At 47.4% G+C, this 18,825-nt stretch carries 18 protein-coding genes and 1 pseudogene; 11 read left to right on the forward strand and 8 right to left on the reverse strand.

Features of this window, described 5'->3' with window-relative positions:
* Window positions 1-359 precede the first annotated feature (359 nt).
* From MH144_RS24005 to MH144_RS24030, 6 genes are all read left to right on the forward strand, one after another.
* On the forward strand, window positions 360-2,057 hold the full coding sequence (locus MH144_RS24005; RefSeq protein WP_239304836.1) for a DUF6138 family protein: 1,698 nt from the start codon (window positions 360-362) through the stop codon (window positions 2,055-2,057).
* A gap of 47 nt (window positions 2,058-2,104) precedes the next feature.
* Window positions 2,105-3,148: a hypothetical protein gene (locus MH144_RS24010; protein WP_239304838.1), complete on the forward strand. Its 1,044-nt coding sequence runs from the start codon at window positions 2,105-2,107 to the stop codon at window positions 3,146-3,148.
* A gap of 255 nt (window positions 3,149-3,403) precedes the next feature.
* A complete protein-coding gene (locus MH144_RS24015) occupies window positions 3,404-4,234 on the forward strand; it encodes a hypothetical protein (protein ID WP_239304840.1) in 831 nt (276 codons plus the stop codon).
* Between the two features lie 38 nt (window positions 4,235-4,272).
* Entirely contained in the window at window positions 4,273-5,235 is a 963-nt protein-coding gene (locus MH144_RS24020; protein ID WP_239304842.1) for a hypothetical protein, read from the forward strand.
* On the forward strand, window positions 5,236-5,973 hold the full coding sequence (locus tag MH144_RS24025) for a hypothetical protein (protein ID WP_239304844.1): 738 nt from the start codon (window positions 5,236-5,238) through the stop codon (window positions 5,971-5,973).
* 17 nt (window positions 5,974-5,990) lie between these two features.
* Window positions 5,991-6,257, forward strand: coding sequence for a DUF4176 domain-containing protein (locus MH144_RS24030; protein WP_239304846.1), 267 nt, complete (start codon window positions 5,991-5,993; stop codon window positions 6,255-6,257).
* A gap of 94 nt (window positions 6,258-6,351) precedes the next feature.
* Here MH144_RS24030 and MH144_RS24035 read toward each other — a convergent pair whose 3' ends face one another.
* From MH144_RS24035 to MH144_RS24045, 3 genes are all read right to left on the reverse strand, one after another.
* A complete protein-coding gene (locus tag MH144_RS24035) occupies window positions 6,352-6,627 on the reverse strand; it encodes a WXG100 family type VII secretion target (RefSeq protein ID WP_239304848.1) in 276 nt (91 codons plus the stop codon).
* Window positions 6,628-6,822: 195 nt separating this feature from the next.
* Window positions 6,823-7,929 carry a stalk domain-containing protein gene (locus tag MH144_RS24040; protein WP_239304850.1) on the reverse strand — a complete coding sequence of 369 codons (1,107 nt, stop codon included), beginning with the start codon at window positions 7,927-7,929 and terminating at the stop codon, window positions 6,823-6,825.
* 591 nt (window positions 7,930-8,520) lie between these two features.
* The gene (locus MH144_RS24045; RefSeq protein ID WP_095292370.1) at window positions 8,521-8,727 is read right to left on the reverse strand and encodes a hypothetical protein; all 207 of its coding nucleotides are present in this window, start codon (window positions 8,725-8,727) and stop codon (window positions 8,521-8,523) included.
* Window positions 8,728-9,067: 340 nt separating this feature from the next.
* Here MH144_RS24045 and MH144_RS24050 point away from each other — a divergent pair, with 340 nt between their 5' ends.
* The 3 genes from MH144_RS24050 (at window position 9,068) to MH144_RS24060 (ending at window position 11,830) form a co-directional block, all read left to right on the forward strand.
* Complete coding sequence (locus MH144_RS24050) at window positions 9,068-10,702, forward strand: copper amine oxidase N-terminal domain-containing protein (RefSeq protein WP_239304963.1); 1,635 nt, start codon at window positions 9,068-9,070, stop codon at window positions 10,700-10,702.
* 196 nt (window positions 10,703-10,898) lie between these two features.
* A complete protein-coding gene (locus MH144_RS24055) occupies window positions 10,899-11,351 on the forward strand; it encodes a disulfide oxidoreductase (protein WP_239304852.1) in 453 nt (150 codons plus the stop codon).
* 17 nt (window positions 11,352-11,368) lie between these two features.
* Window positions 11,369-11,830, forward strand: a complete 462-nt coding sequence (locus tag MH144_RS24060) for a FixH family protein (protein WP_239304854.1) — start codon at window positions 11,369-11,371, stop codon at window positions 11,828-11,830.
* Window positions 11,831-11,930: 100 nt separating this feature from the next.
* Here MH144_RS24060 and MH144_RS24065 read toward each other — a convergent pair whose 3' ends face one another.
* Window positions 11,931-13,079 (reverse strand): immunity 26/phosphotriesterase HocA family protein, encoded by a 1,149-nt coding sequence (locus tag MH144_RS24065; protein ID WP_239304856.1) that lies wholly within the window; start codon window positions 13,077-13,079, stop codon window positions 11,931-11,933.
* A gap of 193 nt (window positions 13,080-13,272) precedes the next feature.
* On the opposite strand from MH144_RS24065, the gene MH144_RS24070 reads away from it, so the two are divergent.
* Together MH144_RS24070 and MH144_RS24075 are read left to right on the forward strand one after the other, a co-directional pair.
* Window positions 13,273-14,721 (forward strand): alpha/beta hydrolase family protein, encoded by a 1,449-nt coding sequence (locus MH144_RS24070; protein WP_239304858.1) that lies wholly within the window; start codon window positions 13,273-13,275, stop codon window positions 14,719-14,721.
* Window positions 14,714-15,139 carry a MerR family transcriptional regulator gene (locus MH144_RS24075; RefSeq protein ID WP_343226107.1) on the forward strand — a complete coding sequence of 142 codons (426 nt, stop codon included), beginning with the start codon at window positions 14,714-14,716 and terminating at the stop codon, window positions 15,137-15,139. The genes MH144_RS24070 and MH144_RS24075 overlap by 8 nt, the downstream gene beginning before the upstream one ends.
* A 50-nt stretch (window positions 15,140-15,189) precedes the next feature.
* Here MH144_RS24075 and MH144_RS24080 read toward each other — a convergent pair whose 3' ends face one another.
* From MH144_RS24080 to MH144_RS24095, 4 genes and pseudogenes are all read right to left on the reverse strand, one after another.
* Window positions 15,190-15,867 (reverse strand): succinylglutamate desuccinylase/aspartoacylase family protein, encoded by a 678-nt coding sequence (locus MH144_RS24080; protein WP_239304860.1) that lies wholly within the window; start codon window positions 15,865-15,867, stop codon window positions 15,190-15,192.
* Between the two features lie 94 nt (window positions 15,868-15,961).
* Window positions 15,962-16,930 carry an ABC transporter ATP-binding protein gene (locus MH144_RS24085; RefSeq protein ID WP_239304965.1) on the reverse strand — a complete coding sequence of 323 codons (969 nt, stop codon included), beginning with the start codon at window positions 16,928-16,930 and terminating at the stop codon, window positions 15,962-15,964.
* Window positions 16,931-16,950: 20 nt separating this feature from the next.
* Window positions 16,951-17,751 carry an ABC transporter permease gene (locus tag MH144_RS24090; protein ID WP_239304862.1) on the reverse strand — a complete coding sequence of 267 codons (801 nt, stop codon included), beginning with the start codon at window positions 17,749-17,751 and terminating at the stop codon, window positions 16,951-16,953.
* Window positions 17,748-18,524 (reverse strand): annotated as a pseudogene (locus MH144_RS24095) (ABC transporter permease). The gene MH144_RS24090 and the pseudogene MH144_RS24095 overlap by 4 nt, the downstream one beginning before the upstream one ends.
* Window positions 18,525-18,825 lie beyond the last annotated feature (301 nt).

Raw genomic sequence — 18,825 nt, forward strand, 5'->3', positions numbered from 1 at the left:
GTGGCTGATATGTACAAACTATTTTTACTATAAGGTTGGAATCATACTAAAGTATTAAATAGAGTGAAGCGGGTTTCGTGAATACACCGGATTTGGGCGGGAAGTCGCCTGATTCCGGTGTTTTTGGTTTGAGTACAGGATGTACAGACAAGTGCATAAGAAGAGATCATCCATTTTCTTAGCCAACAACCGTGCATAAGTCTTATTGTTCCAAGTGTGCTTGAGAGAGTAAAATAATAGGGGTTATGCGAACGTCAATACGTATTTTCACTTGCAAGATTTATGGAGCGATCCTAAAGAAACAGAACATGAGCTGTTATTCATTCGATAGAGTTTAATCACGAAAGGCAGGAAATTAGATGAGTACACTATATGATCAGGCCATGGAAGAGATGATTGGCGCCATTCATGAATGGTTTGACGAACAAGAGAAGCGAAGCGACTTGGACAAGGTAGTGAAGCGAACCACGCTGCAGATGGGGATCTTCGATGATGTTTTACTGGATTACAGACCTGGACGCACAACGGTTGACAGCCTGGATCTCGGTTTGGATGATGGCTTGAAATCCAGAAACGCAGGTTCATTTACGGAAGAGCAGGTGCGAAGCGAAATTCAGCCTCAGCTTGCAGAAGTGATCCAGAGAAGATTGGATGAGCTGGGAGATACACCACTGATCAACTATCGTTTCACTTTTCGCGGGAAATTTCCAACGACGGAAGGAAAGCTGCAATTGACGCTATTTGAATATATCAACGAAGAGAAGAAAGAACAGCTGCTGGAACGCATTCATTCCTATGTGGAACAAAAGCTGGAGAACGGTACATATCCAACGAAGCCGCTGGAGTCCTTTTTTCTGACGCGTCATTTACTTGATCCAGGGCTGTTTCCGAGTCCAAATATCGCCTGGATTATAGCTCAATATGACCGCATTCAGGAATTGAATAAAGGGCGTCAGGATGCTCTGGCGGAGCATCGCGGCAATATCATTCGTGCATTGAAGGATTGGGCAGAGAATCAATTTTTGCCACAGTATTATGATATTCAGTTATCGGAGTATAGGTCGAATGAATATGCACTCAAGCCAGGCGCCGTTCTGGAACAGAATGAGTCTCATGGAGAAATTGAGAACCATGGGCAGCAAGAGGCCCAGCCTATCGATCTGCTGCTGTACGCAGCGGTCATGATTCTGCGTTTTGAGCCCAGCTACAGTAAACCGACAGGCCTTACCTTCCTGGAACTGGCGAAACAACTGGGGAGCGACCGTGCTGTTCGAATGATGACGGAAGGCAGCGGGGCATATGCCAAGGAAGACATTCATGTGAAGAATGAACAAGTAGAATGCACAGCCAATGATGTGTTCTCTCTCATTACAATCGTTATCCGTCAGGAGGAAGCATCTGCCTACGAGCAGGCACTCGCATTCATTATTCGTTTACTGAAGAGAGGCTTCCCTAAGAGTTATAAGATCAAGCTCAAATCCAAGGTAAAACAATATTTGCCGATAAAGGGACTCGCCAAGTCGGATACTCATCGATTCTTCGCGAGTGCACTGGATTATCCGAGTTTGTATCCACTTCTTGAAGAGTACGCTCGTGAAGCTATTGAAGAATTCGAATGGTATGGAGACACGGAGGGGGAGAAGAACTGTATGCCAGGCAGCTATGCCACGTTTGGACTGGGACTCGCAGACGAGGCGTATTTTCCATTGGTTGAATTTTATATGGGAGAAGTGGACGACGAACACCAATTGGTTCAGGACAAATTCACTGCTGCTTTTGCCGAAAAGCATGGTATAACAGCCAGCTCTGCACCTGCATTGGTTGCCTGCCTACGACGTTCGACGGATGGCTTGAAGCTGAAGATTCAGCCCGAACTGGAGAATGACGAGAAGCTTGCTCTTATGGTACAGCAGATCAGTGGATTGGAAACCTATGAAGTAGAGCGTGTGATATATCCGGTCTGGGGCAAAGTGGAGAAGCTAGCAGGTCTGGCCCGCAAGGCCGAAGGGAAACGAAAAGAGCTACTGCTTGAGCTTCTGCAGGCTGCAGGCAAGTAGGAGCTTAACCATCAAGATGCGGAAAAGCATCTAGAAAGGGGAGAGTCATGGAAGCATTGACTCGTGCCATATGGGCAGGGTTATCTGTTCAGGAAAAAGAAGAGCTGCTGCATGGGATGATTGCCTTATGTCCGGCGGGTATGGAATATATCGGTGTAAGAACGTTTGAACGGTTCGGTCAGCGAACCGAAACGGGTGTATTTATGTATGCTGGGCGAGAGTTTGTGTTTGTACCTGGAGACCGTGTGACCTTAGGGTGGAATCAGTGGCAGGATGGCATGAATGAGGAGACTTCAGCAGATCTATCTGAGGCGATAAGTGAGTATGGCGTAGAGGACATGGATTCTTTTCTCGCGAGCCAGATGTCACCGGTGAGAGAAGCGGCTATCGCTCCCATGCTGGTAGAGTGCCATTTACAATCGGTTGGCTGGCTTGAAGCTACCGAAGAAGAGGTATTTACAAGGCATGGATCTGAGTTTGCAGCAGAGCTTGAGCATTTCAAGCATTCTGATCTAAAGGGATTGGAGCAGTATCAGGCGTTTCGCCTGGAGCGTCAGGGTGAGGAAGTCCGGATACAACGATATAACGAGGAGCTTACACTTGAAGCCTTGCTGGAGGAACAAGCTGAAGCGGGTTTTGGTTTGCTCACCGAGGATGAATGGGAGTATTTGTACGGGGGAGGCTGTCGTACGTTATTTCCCTGGGGCGATAATTTCGATTATACGATGAAGTTGAAGCATTTTGGACGATTGGAAGGGCTGACTGAGATCGTGGGTGAATCGGTCGAGACGGATCGGTCGCTCGTTGCAGAGGATGAAATGCCGTATGATTTGGAGCAGCCCAATTTTTTTGGACTCCAGTTTGCCGGAGATCCGTACAAAGTTGAATTGACGATGGATTGTTCTGGAGAAGTGCTGCCCAAAGGCGGCGATGGCGGCGAGTTGATCTGTGGCGGCATGGGTCCTTTGATTGGTTATCTTCCTGCGTCTGCTGTGTATTATCGTAACAGCAATGCCAATGAACTGGACTGGGAAGATTGGATGGATTCCATGTATTATAGAAGAGTTATTCGTTTAACAGACCTGACTTGAAAACGATAAGAAGCAGTATGGAATATTCGGTCCTTGCTGCTTTTTTTGTTTTTTTTGCTTCTCATTTAAATTTCAAGATTCAAATGTGATCTACCCCTGTGCCGCTCTACGGCTTAGTGGGTAAATATAATCAGGTTCAACGTCCCAAGAACAGGAGTGGGGGCGCATTGAGCCTGAATGCCTATCCTTTTACAATAAACAGATAGGCTCTTCCATTGGAGTTTGATGCATATATCATGGAAAAGAGGAATGACTGTGCCTACATATACTTCGTTTACCTGTTCTGGCCGGGAGGCCCTGTTTCTGTTTCAGTTCATGAATATCCCGGAAGCTGAAGTGCTCTTCGCACATCTGAATGATGCTGCATTACAGGGCGAGCAGGTCAAGCGTACATTTGAAAAAATAAAAACCGATCTGATCAAGGACGGCGTTATTGAGTCTGAGGATAACGTCATTACCATACATCCGCAAGTCCATCAGCTGCTTCAGGGCTGCAAGCTCAGCAGCGCAGTGATGAAGCTTCACCTGCATACATCAATCTCCTCGGAACAGAGTGAATCATCTCTGACTTATGGCTTCATATCCGGAACAAACATGGTTGAATGGGTCTGGAATCCTGAACAGGATCAGGTGACCCTGACTTCGTTCGAAAGCTTGCAGGACTTGCTTCGCATTATGGGGAATCGGATTGAATTGTCTGACTCTACTGAGGAATCCATCCATACCCCTATTCAGAAGCATACACTGCAGCAGCTGCTGACATTGACGAAACAATCCGGGATGGAAAGGGTAACCCATGCCTTGCGACAGGACCTGCACGTATATTCGACTGCAATTCATGAACTGAACCAAGCGTTTGTTAACATCGAAAAACAAGGGCAGTTTGAGGTGTCCACCCGCAGGATGCAGGACAAGCCACAGACCATTTATTTTATCGGCAGTCGTGCAGGCAATTGGCTGTTCATCGAAGACATGGAAAGTGAAAGAAAAGACATGTTTACAGCATTCAAGATCACAGAAGAAGAGCTTGTCCAGAGCCTTTTTCTGCTAACGACGCGTTCGTTATCCATCTTGCCTGCAGTTTAATCCCATAGAACGCAGGTATGCTTAAGGGGGAGAAATAGTTGACCAAGATTATTATGAAATCCGAGTACCTGAACTCGCTGGCACAGCAGATTGAACAGGTTACTGCACAGCTGCAGCAGGTGGATGGCGTACTCCAGCGCTCCATTCAGGGAGCGGCCTGGCAGTCGGGGAACCGGCAGACCATTATCGGCTTATATCAGTCACACCAGCAGCGGTTTCAGACTGCCGGACAGAGCATGCAGCAGCTGGCTGCATATGTGAAAACCACTCGTGAGCGAATGGAACAGGAGGATCAGTCCGGGGGTACATTTGGGCTGACGGGCATTAATCTGCTCGCACCATTTGATGGGCCTGGCAGCACGGTCGGGACACTGACTGCTGCTGCGGCTGTTGCCAAACTGGGGTATCGGGTCAGAAATGGTTATATGGTGAAGCAGCAGCTTGATCGGAATACCCCGCGAATTTTGGTTCGTGAAAGCTATGATTCCGTCAAGAATAACCCGTTAGTCAATGGCAGACCCAGAGATTATAAAATTCATTACGTCCGTGACATTGAAGCCAAAATAGCTAACGGAACAGCCACGCCTCAGATTAAGGAAATCGCCTCGATGATCAAGCCAGGTTATGCGGTTAGGTCAGCATTGACGGATAAGCTGGGCTGGGCAAGTGTCGGCATTGATGTGTTTACGGACACACAGGAGAACATCAGTCAGAACGCATCCACTGACAAAATTGCCGGGGACATCATCGGAAACGTTGTTGTTGGTGGGGCAACGACAGTAGGAGCAACCCTGCTGACTGCTGCGATTCTACCTGCGGCGGCACCCGTGCTGGCCGTTGGTGCGGTTGGTTTGGGCGTATCCGTAGGTCTGACATATCTCGCAGAAGGGGTAACCATGAACATGGATCTGGATGGCGACGGACAGGATGATTCGGTGAAAGACGTGGTGAAACACGGAGCGAAGAAGGCCTGGTCTACCGTATCAGGATGGTTCAAATAGATGGCACGTCAGAAACGTTCCACGTCATCGACGAACAATCCGGTTACAACAAGTGTAGAAGGAACCTCCTACCACCCGGACGCATTTGAGGATTATCTTGCGGTATATGCATCGGATGGAATTCGTTTCAGTGCAGGTACGCTAGTGCTCTTCTTTCTGAACGTATTCCTGCTGATCCCGGTATTTAGTGTTCCGTTCCAGTCCTTATATGCTTATATTCTGCTGCCTCCTCTGGCAGTCATGAATGTATGGGCAGTAGCCCTGATTGCGGCACCGCGCAGACTGCAGCTGAATTATGTTTTGTTCCGCGGCGTATTTGGAATCGTCTGTTCCCTGGGATTCATGATCATCGTGCAAAAGTTCGCTTATGGCATGCTTGGACTGACAACCCCATGGTATGCGATCGGATCGTTTGCAGTGTACGGTTTCGCCTTGTATCAGTATGCCAGGTTCCATCTGCGTAAGCTGCAGCAGTCCCCACATCGACCAAAAGCGGGTGCAGGCTCACGTATGCCTGTCGCTACGCTGACCATGCTGACTGGCGCGGGTTATCTGGTGGCCAATCTATCATTGGCCTTTGTCACGCAGCAGACCGTTGCGGTGGTCCTGATGTGTGTCTATATTATGCTGGCTTTTGTTGTATTTCACTTTATCATGGATATGCATCGGTATTACTGGCTGCGCCGGGTAATGCATGCCCCGAAGGAAACCACTGCCCATAAAGCGCCGAATAGTTGAAGGAGGTTACATACCATATGGAAAGAGATACATTGACTTTACTGCCCAACGGATCCGTGATCCGGCTGAAGGAAGGCACCAAAAAACTCGTCATTTACGGACGCAAGCAGATGTTAATGACAGAACCGCCTCGTCAGTTCGATTACATTGGATGTTTGTACCCGGAAGGATATATTAATCCGGATTATACGTATGTGTTCAATCATGAAGATATCGAAGAGATCATTTTCAGAGGGTATGTGGATGAGGAAGAAGAAGCATTTGCTAAGAATTTGAATGAATGAATAAATGATGGGCTTGAGTTGAAAAAAATAAATATGAACTTTGCAGAAATAAGCAAAAGTTTAAAATACGACCTTAACAGATAACGGATCAGTCCTAGCGTGACTGATCCGTTTCACGGAAGCGGGTTGCCGTCTGCTGAAGGCTGGTGCTGGTTTCCTGCAACCCGATCAGATAATTGCTGATCGACGTCATACTGTCGTTGATCCGCTGCATGAATTCACGCTGCCGTTCACCTTCCCACTGGCCTTCGGCTTGATCCACCATCATTCTCAGCTGTGCCAGAATATCATTGCCGTTCTGGGAAGCCTTGCTGAATTCACCTGCCAGCTGCTGCAGCTCCTCAGGCGAAAGATCTATTCGCTGGTTCATTGTTGTTCCCTCCTTGTCTGTTGGTGCCACTGTTAAATGTGCATATACCATTCATTATAACCTCATCTTGAGCGAATTGAAGCTGGACGAAAGCCATGTTTTCATAACAGTCATACGGTCTGGAATAGGACAAAACGCACATCAAAGCTGCCCCTGTTGGCAGGAGCAGCATGATGTGCGTTTTGGTATTTCGTTTTATTTCAGTTTTTGCACGGAAACGGCCATTTGTTCCAGCTGCGTGTGGGTCAGTGCATTATTTGGTGAGCTGAGCGTAACATAGCGATCATCCAATTGGAATGTCAGCATATCCGTTTTGTCTGGTGTATACCACTTGGCATTTACGCCGTTAGACAGTTTGACTTCTTTGCCATCATAGCTGAACGAATAGTCTTTCGGGGATACCGTCACATTCATATTTTTGAATACAAAGTTTACGCCATCACCGCCGGCACTCACATTTTTGAATGCATCTCCGGCAATCATGTGCTGAGGCGCGTAAGCTGTCTCAAAGCCATCGAATTTCGCAAATGCTTTACGAATGGTAGCTGCTTGTTCCTTGGTGTAATTTACATTGGCAAACCCGGTAATGCCTTGATTATTGTTATTTACCTTTTGGACGGAAACGGCCACCTGAGCAAGCTGTGCCTGAGTCAACTTATGGTCAGGGGAGCTGAGCGTAACATAGCGATCATCCAATTGGAATGTCAGCATGCCCGTTTGATCAGGAGTGTACCATTTGGCAGTAACGCCATTGGACAATTTTACTTCTTTGCTGTTATAGCCATCCGAGTAATCACGTGGAGATACACTTACTTTCATATGGGTGAAGATAAAGCTTACACCATCGCCCCCGGCGCCTACGCTTTTAAATGTATCACCTTTGATACTTTGCTGAGGTGCATAGGCTGTTTCAAAACCATCGAACTGTGCAAATGCTTTTTGAATCGCTTCTTTTTGCGCTGTACTATAGGTTACATTGGACAGGGCAGAAGGATTGCTCGTTGCTTCGCCGATGGTAACCTGACCTTTTTTGCCGTCGTACGATACAGGAACATGTAGCGCATCCGCAATGGCACGTACAGGCAGGTAGGTTGAATTGTTGTAAGTGATTGGTGCAAGTTTATTGCCATTGCCGTCCGTTGGTGTATAAGCTGCTCCGTCTACATTGAAGCTGATGCCGTGATTAAGATAAGCGGAGATTTTCTCCAGTTGAGTACCGGCGAATACACCTGCAGCTCCTGTTAATGTCATGCCAAGTACCATCACCGTTGCAGCGGATTTCTTCAGGTTTTTTTTCATCATATATAATCTCTCCTTTAGGCTCAGTGTATAAGTTGATCTGATAGAATTTACACTTTACCACTTCGAATGCAGTACCATCTTCCGATCCCTCTTATCCCCAGATTTATTTACTTATTTTAAAAGGGTAAATCCGGTGATAAAGGTGACCGCTTCGCTTCTTCAGATTGGTTCTGCACTCTACGTTAGAGTGTAAAACGTCAGGCTCAACTTATATGAATGTCATTTGTAGGGGCTCGCTGTCCCTTATGGCTTTATATTAAACCCGGAAGTTATCCATAATAATTCTGAATTATCTCCAACTTGTAAACATTGCAAAATGTATTTATGTGAAAAGTGAAACCAAAGAAAAGCAAAGGAGAGAGGGAAGCTTGACCGACATTCATTGTGGTTCGGATTTGGAGTTGGGTATGTGTATGGGGTGTTTTGATCAAAAGGAGTCTTGTGTGAACAGATTCATGTATAGATGCTGCGAGGGTGCTTGGCGGTGATCAGGGAGAGGGGAATAGATTCCCCAACCATCTTATATGTAGAACGAACGATTGAGATGTTGAACAGATTTAAAGTCATACTTAATTGAACCAGGCAGATCGTTTAGTTTACAAGGTAAAGGATCAGTCCGCCCATGCCAAGCACGATGGCACCAACGTATACATAGGTTAACCGGCTCAGATTCTGTTTGGTACGGCGATCATATTCGGGGTTGCTGGTTTGATTAGCTTTGGAATTTCCGATGATTAGGGTTGCAATGCCGCCAAACAAGGCAATACCAATAATTAAGATATAAGGCAGCCAACTCATGAGTGAACCTCCTTCAAAAGGGGATATAATCCATCTCCTTTATTGTACCCCAGGATAACCTGAGGCGTAAGGTTTTATTTGTGATATTAAGGAAAATAAAGCAGATATCTTACAGTGGATACAACTCAATTTCAACAATAGATCATAATAAATTCAAATGATTTTGAGCATGAAAAAAACCATTACTGATGCGGGTTCGCGGCTCTTCCAAACGGAGGTCGTGAATTTTTTTTGCCTATAGGGTGATCCAGATTGGGGATCCCTGCGTTACACCCTTTGAAAACGACGACGAGGAAACAAAAGCATACAAAATTAATTGAGGAGTGAACACGTAATGAAAATGAAAATGAAGAAGTTTATCGCGCCCATGCTAAGCTTGACACTCTTGATGCCAGGAATTGCAGGGGCTGCTTCCGCACCACAGACGTCAATGACTACGATGAAGGCATCCGTGAACACACCTGCTGCTGAACTTAGAGCAAACTTGGATCACCTACTTTCGGAACATTTTGCACTGGCGGTAACAGCTATGGCTAAAGCATATGACGGAGCAAAAGATGCAGACGCAGCTTACAAAGCACTCGACCAAAACGCCCTGGATATGCAGCCGGCTATCGCCTCCCTGTATGGTGATGCAGGTGCGAAGGAGTTCGAACGCATCTTCCGCGCTCACAATAAATACACTGACGATCTGGTGAAAGCAACCAAAATGGGCAACCAGGCTGGCATCAAGCAAGCACAGGATCATATCAATGGATTTGTCGAAGAGTTCTCCACATTCCTGAACACCGCAACAGAAGGCAAGTTGCCAAAAGCGGCAGCCAAAGAAGCACTGAAGGTACATGAGGATCTTGTGCAAAAGGTATTCGATGAATATGTAGCCGGAGATTACAGCGATGCATACAAAGCGTACCGCGAAGGTTTCAAAGAGATGTTCGACGTAAGTAAAGCACTCTCTACGGCAATCACAACACAAATGCCTGAAAAGTTTGAGAACACCAAAGCGGATACAAAAGCGGCTGATCTGAGATCCGCTCTGAATCACCTGGCTTCCGAGCACTTTGCCCTGTCTGCCCTGCAAATGCAAGAGGAATACGATGGACGCACAGCAGCCTCGAATGCTCTCGTTACAGCTGAAGCCGGGAACACAGCTGATTTCAAAGCAGCCATTGCTTCGATCTACGGTAATGATGGAGCCAACGCTTTCGAGAAAATTTGGGTAACCAATCACGTTAATGCACAGAGCGACTATGTAAAGGCCGTTAAAAACAACGACGCAGCAGCTCGTGCAGTGGTAGAGAAGCGTATTGATGGATTCACCACAGAATTCGCTGCATTCCTGGATTCGGCAACAGCAGGCAATCTGCCTAAGGCAGCCGGACAAGAAGCACTGACTACACATGAAGAGCAAGTACAGAAAGTTCTCGATCAATATGCAGCCGGCAATTATGATGCTTCGTATACAACGAATCGTGAAGGTTTCAAAGTGATGTTTGGTGTAGGTCAAGCCTTGGGTAATGCGATCGTGACTCAGAACAATGACAAGTTTCAGGAGTCGATGACACCTGCCCCAACACCAACGCCAGCTCCGGACATGACAACAGTGTGGATGCAAGTGAACAGCAAGATGCTGAAAATTAACGATAAAACGACCAACATGGACACTACACCCGTGCTCTGGAAAAACACGACGTACATTCCACTTCGCTTCCTGAGTGAGGGAATTGGTGCAACAGTGAAATGGGACAAAAAAGCCCAGGAAGTTACGGTTATGGCTGGTGATGATACACTCGTATTCTGGGTGAACAACACAGTCATGAAAGTGAACGGTATTAAGAAAAACGTAGGCTCCACAGTATTTGTTAACAAAGACGGACGTACCCAAGTACCACTGCGTTTCATTGCTGAGTTGTTGAACTGGGACGTGAAATGGGCACAAAAGGATGGTTCTATTACATTGACCCAATCAATGTAGTAGAAGGAAGTCAACCAACCGTATATCCAGCAGGAAGCAGGAGGGCTGCCCGCAAGGCAGCTCTTTTGTGTTTCACCAATTTATTCAAATATTTGGTATAATGATCATCATGTAACACCCTACATAACGGCTTGAATAGCCCTTGCGTCATGAATGAGGTATTATGATATTTCAAAATGCAGAGGAGGCCAGATGAATGAGTGCATCATCAAAACCCGAGCGTCCGGCGAAAAACGTGGATACCCGGCTGTTTATTGCTTGGGCCGTATCCGTCATCGCGACGGGAGGAAGTTTATATTTCAGCGAGATTAAGGGGTACATCCCTTGTGATCTATGCTGGTTCCAGCGAATTTTTATGTATCCACTGACCATCGTGCTTGGGATCGCGTACTTCAAGGATGATGTAGGGATCACCAAATATGTGCTTCCGCTTAGTTTCATTGGAGGTGGAATCTCGTTATATCACGTTACGATTCAGCGGATCTATTCGGCTACTGGAAATTCCGTCGCCTGTGGGCAGATTCCTTGCTATACCGACTATTTGAACTGGTTTGGTTTCATCACGATTCCATTGCTTGCCCTGATTGCGTTTATCATCATTATTGTAATGTTGTGGGGAATTGGCAAAACACCAAAATCTTCTTCATAAGAAAGGACAGATGATGGATGAGTGGACAAGTCCGTTGGTTCATGCCGTTAATTATCGTTCTGCTCCTGACGACTGTGGGCTGTTCTAACGATGAGCAATCCCAGAGTACGGATACGCTGGAGATGATTAAGGTGCAGCTCATGGTACCGGATAAGGTGTCCATCCAGGATGATGTTGCCCTGCAGATTAAACTGACGCAGGGTGGCCAGCCCGTGGATGATGCAGACCATGTGCAATTTCAGGTATGGAATGAAAAAGATGAACCAGCAGCACCTGCTGTGGATCAAGGAATGATGAATCCGGAGGATCTTGAAGCTCAGGGAGCCATTACCGCCAAATCCACAGGAGATGGAATTTACGAAGCCGATTATGCCTTTGAGCAAGCGGGGGTATATGTCGTACAGGTCCATGTAACCGCTGGAGCCATGCATGCGATGCCGAGAACTAAGGTAACCGTAGAGAGTGCTTCCAGTAATTAAAAAAAGAATGCTCAGTTGAACGTTAAAACCCGTCAGACGGAGGTACAAGCCAAACAGGGCTGATGTACCACGTATGACGGGTTTTCTAATGATGATTACTTCATGACGACTTATATGTTCTGCTTAAATATGCTAAATACTGCTTGCGTGTAAGACCTCCAGTACGTTCATTAAACTCATCGTATGATAGCTCCGGAGGAAACCCGAATTCGGCCAGGGCTTTTTCACGCTCCTCGCGGTAGGATGGATGATCGAGCGTTTTGTATTTCTGACGATCTTCAATCGTACCGAAACAATCTTCAAAGATACTGGAATACGTGCCGTGATTTAAAAACGTTCTTGAGGGTTGAAATGTGGTCTCGCTCTCCAGTTTGGAAATGGTGCCTGGCCCCCAGCTCAGACGGTAGGATACTTCCTTATTGAATGCTAAGGTAGAACCATATCCGATAGGAAAGACGATGTCCTCCTCCGTTAATTCCTTACGCCCCACATGCTCATAGCTTCCCCTCATAAAAGAATCATCCATGACAATCCATGTCCGTTCGGATAAAGGGGCTGACACGATCTCTTCCAGCTCGGGGGAACGGTTCGTGGTCTGAAACAGGTAGGGACGAACAAACAAAGGCATAGCCATGACGTCTTTCCAGATGCTCTCGTCCGCGAACAAACCGTCCTTCTCCATCTTGCGCAAATCGCCCACGACCAGAACATATCCATCCGTGAACAAGTCAATTTCTACACGGAAAATTTCTCCCGGTACAGTCCGGTGACGTTTCTTTTTGAAATGACTCAGTCGTTCCAACTTTTGATCATAGTCTTCGGGAATGGATAGTGGAAATGTTTCCAGCCATGCGATGATCTCTTGTTTATTTTGCAGATGCTTGTACCCCGATAGAGGTAAACGAATACCATTTTTACTATGTGAAGCTGTTATGTAGCAGACAGGACGATCTTCTCTAATTCCTGCTGTGAAGGTGACTCCCACTGCCTGGACACTGGAAATATTGGTGTAATTCAATTTCTTCTCTTTGCCGCGTGCAGTCAGGGGCAGTATGACTTCTCTCTGCCTGGTGGGAATGGCTACATCAGCTTCGATATAGGATTGTTCACTAATGGATATCCGTTTGCGGATCAGATCTCCGTCCAAGCAGATGAAATATCCTTCGCGAATCTCTAGAATATCCCACTGCTCATCGATCGCCTGTAACCCAAAGTAGTATCTCAAATCATTCGTCAACCAGCTGTCCATGTGTTCCTCCTATCAATAAATAATTACGTCAAAAGTCTTACGATCATGTATTCGTATAAACTATAACATGATGAAGAGTATGATATACAATCGTCACGATCCTTTTTGATGTGATTCGAAAGTTTAACCTTGACCTTGAAGTATGCTGCAAGGTTTATCCTTGTTGTATTACAGAGACGTTGGAGGATGAACGATGAGAATATTGGAATGGATTTTAGTACTTGTAACCATTGTGGCCGCCATACTGATGCTGGTCCACCCGAAGCGTGGGATGAGGATGGCTATGATAGCTGCTTTGATTTTGTTTACTACGCTGCATGGTGTAATAGAGCAATTTCGATTGCAAATGCTGCCTACATATCTTCTGGTCCTGGTTCTTTTGGTTATACTCGTTGTTCGGCAAAACAATCACAGATCATGGATCAAAGCCACGCTTTCTTCTATCATGGTATTGATACTTAGTGCAGGTTCAGTGGCACTGACCTGGTTACTTCCGGCCTTTACAATGCCTGAGCCGACGGGACCTTATGCCATAGGGACATTCTCGCAGCGGCTCATGGATGAATCCCGCGAAGAAACGAAATCGCCTGAGGCAGGAGACAAGCGGGAACTTATGATCAATGTCTGGTATCCAGTGGATCAGGAAGCTGCCAAAGGACTTTACCTGGAGCATTATCCCGCAGAGCTGGGTGAAGCCATCAGCCTCGTGTTCGGTATTCCACCACAGGTGTTTAGCTATCTGGACACGATTCCCACACATGTGGTCACAGGTGCAAAGGTATCGGCCGCAGAGAGCCATTATCCTGTGCTGCTGTTCTCGCCAGGGGTTCGTTCTGCCCGTTTCCAAAGTATGACCGCTATTGAAGAATTGGTTAGCCATGGGTACATTGTTGTGGGGATAGACCATCCTTACACCTCAGCACGAGTTACGTTTCCGGACGGGCACGCCGTGGCTTATAAAACAGACCCTGAATTCGGGACGTCACAGGAACTGTACCAGTATAATGTCAAAGGCGTAGGCATTCGTGCTGCAGACGCAAGTTTTGTACTGGATACACTTACATTATGGAATAGTCATGATCCGAACGGGCTGCTCCAAGGCAAGCTGGATCTGGATCGTGTAGGCATTTTTGGTCACTCTTACGGCGGGGCAACCACAGCGGAGACTCTGGCTCAGGATGATCGGTTTAGCGCAGGGCTTAGTCTGGAAGGTGGTTTCTGGGGTGAAGTGTCCAAGGCCGCTCTGAAACAGCCGTTTATGTATATCATGTCAGGTGAGACAGCCAAAAGTTTTGCACCGGACGCTACCGAAAAAGACAACGTGTTTTATCCGGAATTTGAACCGGATTTGGATCATGTCATGACACATAGCTTGAATGATACCTATTACCTGACTGTGGATGGTTTTTTCCACCAGAGCTTCACCGATATCTCGTTGATCTCGCCCCGAATGTTTGCCAGGGGGATGACGCCTGAGCATAATGTGGATATCACGAGATCATACACGCTGGCATTCTTCGACCGTTATCTTAAGGGGGAGGAGCAGGTACTGTTGGAAGGACCATCAGACCGTTTCCCGGAGGCAGCATACGATACCAAATATACAAGCTTAGGCAATGAACAGGTGAACCAACATGAATAGAAAAGGTGGGACAGGCTTTATGGGTACCATGACGAGAGGCGAATTGGCGAAACGGACAGGAATAAGTATGGCAGCCATCCGTTATTACGAGAACAGTGGCATACTGCCTGCTCCCCGCCGGGCATCTAACGGATATCGAATATATACAGAGGATTATCTGGTCAAAATCAAATTTATTCAGGACGCACAGGCACTGGGATATTCGCTAAAAGAGATTCAGGAAAACTTGCAGCTGCTTAGCCAGGAGGATATGGAAAGTGAACAGCTGAAAATGCTGGTACGTGACCGAATCACGGATATTGAGAGTCACATCAAGAATCTGCAGCGTATGCAGACGTTCCTTGAAGCCTTGCTCATGACATCGGAAAAGGATATCCATAACTATATTCAATCCTTCCGTAACAATAATGAAGAGTAAAATAATTAACCTCCCTTCCACATCACGATGGAATTGGGAGGTTACTCATTTCATATGAAGCCTGCTTCCCGCAAAAAGTGGTGTACAATTCTCGTCTGGTACTTGACCCGTACTGATCGCTTCAGGCTCCAGCAAGTTTCAACGGTGACGGAACGAGCCTGCAGCAGTCTGGCGGCAGCTGTCCGGGCAGATCCAGGAAGCTCATGCTGCTTCAGGTTGAAATGCCGATCACGAATGGCGATGGAACGATTCATGTGTTCAATAATTCTTCTGCATGCCGGAACGGCACGGCTTCCTGGATTGGTGATCAGGGTTTGCCCCAATACACGGGAACTGAGCTGGGACAATCCGTTAGCCTCGTGCAGGTCGATCCACCAGTCTGGCCCATGTTCACGAGCCAGACGAAAGACGGCAGAAGCAAGTGGATGCTTCGCTTTGGCAGATATGCGGCGTGGAAATGTTCTGTTCAGATCGGGATTGCCCCTGATTTTTTTGTCATAAGCTTTCTGGTTCACTCGTGGAATAATAATGAGAAGACCGCGCTGAATGACTAGTCGTCCTGCTGCGCAATCGTCGGCGAGTTTTTGCGCAGCAGCCATGCTTGCGGTTTCGTTTCCATGAACGCCGGAAGTGACAACCATCACGGGGCCAGACGCTGCACCACGTACCATGTAGTAGGGAGTGGAGTGTGTGCTGGACGCTGCTAGGACATGTTTAGTAACAAGCATGAACCTCACCTCCGTTACTACAGTACGTCATGTCCTTCTTGCATGTAACGGCATCCGAACAGGCCCTCATCCAGATCTGTCCAAAATGGGCCAATCAGTATACCTGGTGGATAATATCTTCGAAATCGGGTTCTTGCATCTCTACATCGATAATCTCACCCCATTGTTCCAGCAGCTTCAGAATATTCATAGTACTCCATTCTTTCCGGTTCACTTGTACAGTAACGACCAGACCGTCAACACCTGTAATCTGGATGGCAGGAGGTATGGTATCCGGAATATGAAACTCCCCTCGGTAAGTCACCCGGATAATCGTGGGCAGACCAATCGTGTCCCGCAGAGAGGAGATCGTACCGTCATATGTGAGCTGGCCGTGATTGATGACCATCACCCGGCTGCATAACTGCTCAATATCATCCATATCATGCGTCGTCAGCAAAATCGTTTTGCCAAACTCTTCATTTAATGTCCGCAGAAACTGGCGTATGTTCCGTTTGGCGTTCACATCCAGCCCAATGGTGGGTTCATCGAGAAAAAGCAGCTCCGGATCATGCAGCATGGAAGCTGCCAGATCTGCACGCATCCGCTGTCCAAGTGAGAGTTTACGGACAGGGGTGGACCAGAAGGATTCAAGGTCCAGCAGTTCGGCGAACTGGGACAACCGTTTCCTTTTGAGTTCAGCAGGTACGCCGTACATTTCAGCCAGAATATCATACGAATCCTTCACGGGCAGATCCCACCAGAGCTGGCTGCGCTGTCCAAACACTACCCCCAGTCGTCTTACCGTTTGCAGCCTTTCCAGATGCGGGTTCATGCCGGCTAGCAGGACTTCCCCCGAGGTCGGGTGGAGGATGCCAGTCAACATTTTGATCGTAGTTGACTTGCCGGCACCATTCGGGCCGATGTATCCAACGAACTCTCCTTGTGGAATGTCAAAACTGATGTCACGTACAGCCTCTTTGGACACGTAATCTCGTGAAAATAGCGTTCGAAGTCCGGAGAACCGGCCTTCCCGAACGACAGGCGTTTTGAATTCTTTTTGCAGTTGTCTCGCTGTAATCATGTTCATGGCAAGAACCCTCCTTAACTTCCCGTGCTTTGATATTTGGTGATGCCGTATTTCCAGAAGCGCAGACTGGCAGCCAGACACAGAACAGCTACAGCCGCAATTGCTGCAAGCACCCACGCTCCTCCTTGACCCCGCAGTAGATAAAGAGAGGGTATGTAGTTGACGAATCCAACCGGAATGACCGTCAGCAGAATGCCGGACATCCACTTGGGATATAACGTTAGCGGATATTGGGCAGCCGTACGGGCTGCATCTTCAGTGATTGTCTGCAGTTCCTCGATGCGTGTGGTCCAGAATCCCAGCGTCGCTGTAGCCAGTCCAATAGAGAAGAGAATGATGGCTCCGGTAAGAATAATCAGCAGGGACAGCGGAATGACCGTCCAGCCGATCTGCCCGCTGTGCATCATACCCGCCAGGGACCAGCATAGAATAAACCCGCCCTGCAGCACTTCGCCGATCATGATGCGGAAATTTTGCGGCAGCAGGGCAAGTAATACGGGCATGGGCCTCGTTAACAGTTGATCCAGTTCGCCGCCGACTAAATATTTCTCCAGATGATGAACCTCATTGCCGAAGGTACGGTAAAGTGTTTTGGATAACGTCATGATCGCAAACAGATAACCGATCTCATGGAGAGACCAGCCCTTAATCGCACCAAACTGATGCAGCACCAGAGCAACCATGAGAAATTCGGAGATCTGAATTAGTGCGGCCAGGAGGGATGCCAATATGAAATTGAACTTGTACTGCATCCGGCTGCGAATGCTCGTTCGAATCAGTATTTTATATAGATGGTACCAGGAAGTTCGCTTCATCCGCCTTGCACCTCCATTTTGCGGCGCATCACACGGGTGATGACCAGACAGATCAGGGTCATGAGCACACACCAAAGCAAGGTTCCTCAGAGCAAGGAGCCATCTTCAAAACCGAGATAGATTCGGGTAGGAACATAGAGCAGAAAGGGATAGGGTGATAACCAGGCCAGACGTTCGAGCCAGTCAGGCAGCCATTCGAGCGGAATGAAGAAACCAGCCAGCAAATTCATCAGGGCATGATTGCCCCAGTGAAGCCACGATGATTCGGTCGTCCAGATGGCAGTAACCCCAATGATGTAATTCATGCAGATGGATAAGTAGGATGCGCCGGCAAGACCAAACGCGGCTGATAACAGGGTTGAAGCTTCTGTGGGCCATTGGAGGGAAAAAACGATGGAGAATAGCAGGTAGATCGGAATGCTCTTGTACACGAACTGGTAGGCAATCTGTCCCCATTCGCGTGCCATTAGGTGAGTAAACAGATGCACCGGCCTCATCAGATCCAGCGCGATCTGCCCTGTCCTGACCGTAAGGGGAATTCCGAGTCCATTGGTGAGAAAACCCGAGATCCAGAGAGAGGATTGCGTAAACGCAATGTAACTGACCATCCCCTGTGTCCCGTATTCTCCGAGAGAGTGATCGGCCCCGATGCCGATCCAGAGGCAGGCATACATGTAACCGAACATGGCGCTTGCCAAGTTATGTACCATGTGTGCCCCGCGATATTGCAGATTCCGGGCGTAGGCTTTGGAAGCCAAAGTGAGATAAAGCATATGACACCTCCGATAAGTGGTTTGAACGGCGGTCCCGTTCACTTCAGTCAAGGCGAAAAAGAGAGAAGGACAACAGCATACCAATTTATTCCTTCACAGGCAAGACATTTTTTTGGAATATCCCGGAAGAAACAGGGGTGTTCAACAATGCGCCACAAGACAGCGGTCTGCTTGGTCTTTTATAATGAAGGAGCAAGGACGTAAACGTTTACAATATGAGCTATTCAAATTTAAAATAATCCGCCGGGCATGTGCCTGACGATGGAGGATACAGCTTCAACAATCCGGCAAGAGAGAAGGT

Origin of the sequence: Paenibacillus sp. ACRRY (genome assembly GCF_022346995.1) — a bacterium.
GTDB lineage: Bacteria > Bacillota > Bacilli > Paenibacillales > Paenibacillaceae > Paenibacillus.

Excerpts from the sequence above, each read along its gene's own strand:
- MH144_RS24005 (WP_239304836.1), top strand. The coding sequence starts at position 360 with ATGAGTACACTATATGATCAGGCCATGGAAGAGATGATTGGCGCCATT.
- MH144_RS24010 (WP_239304838.1), top strand. The coding sequence starts at position 2,105 with ATGGAAGCATTGACTCGTGCCATATGGGCAGGGTTATCTGTTCAGGAA.
- MH144_RS24025 (WP_239304844.1), top strand. The coding sequence starts at position 5,236 with ATGGCACGTCAGAAACGTTCCACGTCATCGACGAACAATCCGGTTACA.
- MH144_RS24030 (WP_239304846.1), top strand. The coding sequence starts at position 5,991 with ATGGAAAGAGATACATTGACTTTACTGCCCAACGGATCCGTGATCCGG.
- MH144_RS24035 (WP_239304848.1), bottom strand. The coding sequence starts at position 6,627 with ATGAACCAGCGAATAGATCTTTCGCCTGAGGAGCTGCAGCAGCTGGCA.
- MH144_RS24040 (WP_239304850.1), bottom strand. The coding sequence starts at position 7,929 with ATGATGAAAAAAAACCTGAAGAAATCCGCTGCAACGGTGATGGTACTT.
- MH144_RS24045 (WP_095292370.1), bottom strand. The coding sequence starts at position 8,727 with ATGAGTTGGCTGCCTTATATCTTAATTATTGGTATTGCCTTGTTTGGC.
- MH144_RS24050 (WP_239304963.1), top strand. The coding sequence starts at position 9,068 with ATGAAAATGAAGAAGTTTATCGCGCCCATGCTAAGCTTGACACTCTTG.
- MH144_RS24055 (WP_239304852.1), top strand. The coding sequence starts at position 10,899 with ATGAGTGCATCATCAAAACCCGAGCGTCCGGCGAAAAACGTGGATACC.
- MH144_RS24060 (WP_239304854.1), top strand. The coding sequence starts at position 11,369 with ATGAGTGGACAAGTCCGTTGGTTCATGCCGTTAATTATCGTTCTGCTC.
- MH144_RS24065 (WP_239304856.1), bottom strand. The coding sequence starts at position 13,079 with ATGGACAGCTGGTTGACGAATGATTTGAGATACTACTTTGGGTTACAG.
- MH144_RS24070 (WP_239304858.1), top strand. The coding sequence starts at position 13,273 with ATGAGAATATTGGAATGGATTTTAGTACTTGTAACCATTGTGGCCGCC.
- MH144_RS24075 (WP_343226107.1), top strand. The coding sequence starts at position 14,714 with ATGAATAGAAAAGGTGGGACAGGCTTTATGGGTACCATGACGAGAGGC.
- MH144_RS24080 (WP_239304860.1), bottom strand. The coding sequence starts at position 15,867 with ATGCTTGTTACTAAACATGTCCTAGCAGCGTCCAGCACACACTCCACT.
- MH144_RS24085 (WP_239304965.1), bottom strand. The coding sequence starts at position 16,930 with ATGATTACAGCGAGACAACTGCAAAAAGAATTCAAAACGCCTGTCGTT.
- MH144_RS24090 (WP_239304862.1), bottom strand. The coding sequence starts at position 17,751 with ATGAAGCGAACTTCCTGGTACCATCTATATAAAATACTGATTCGAACG.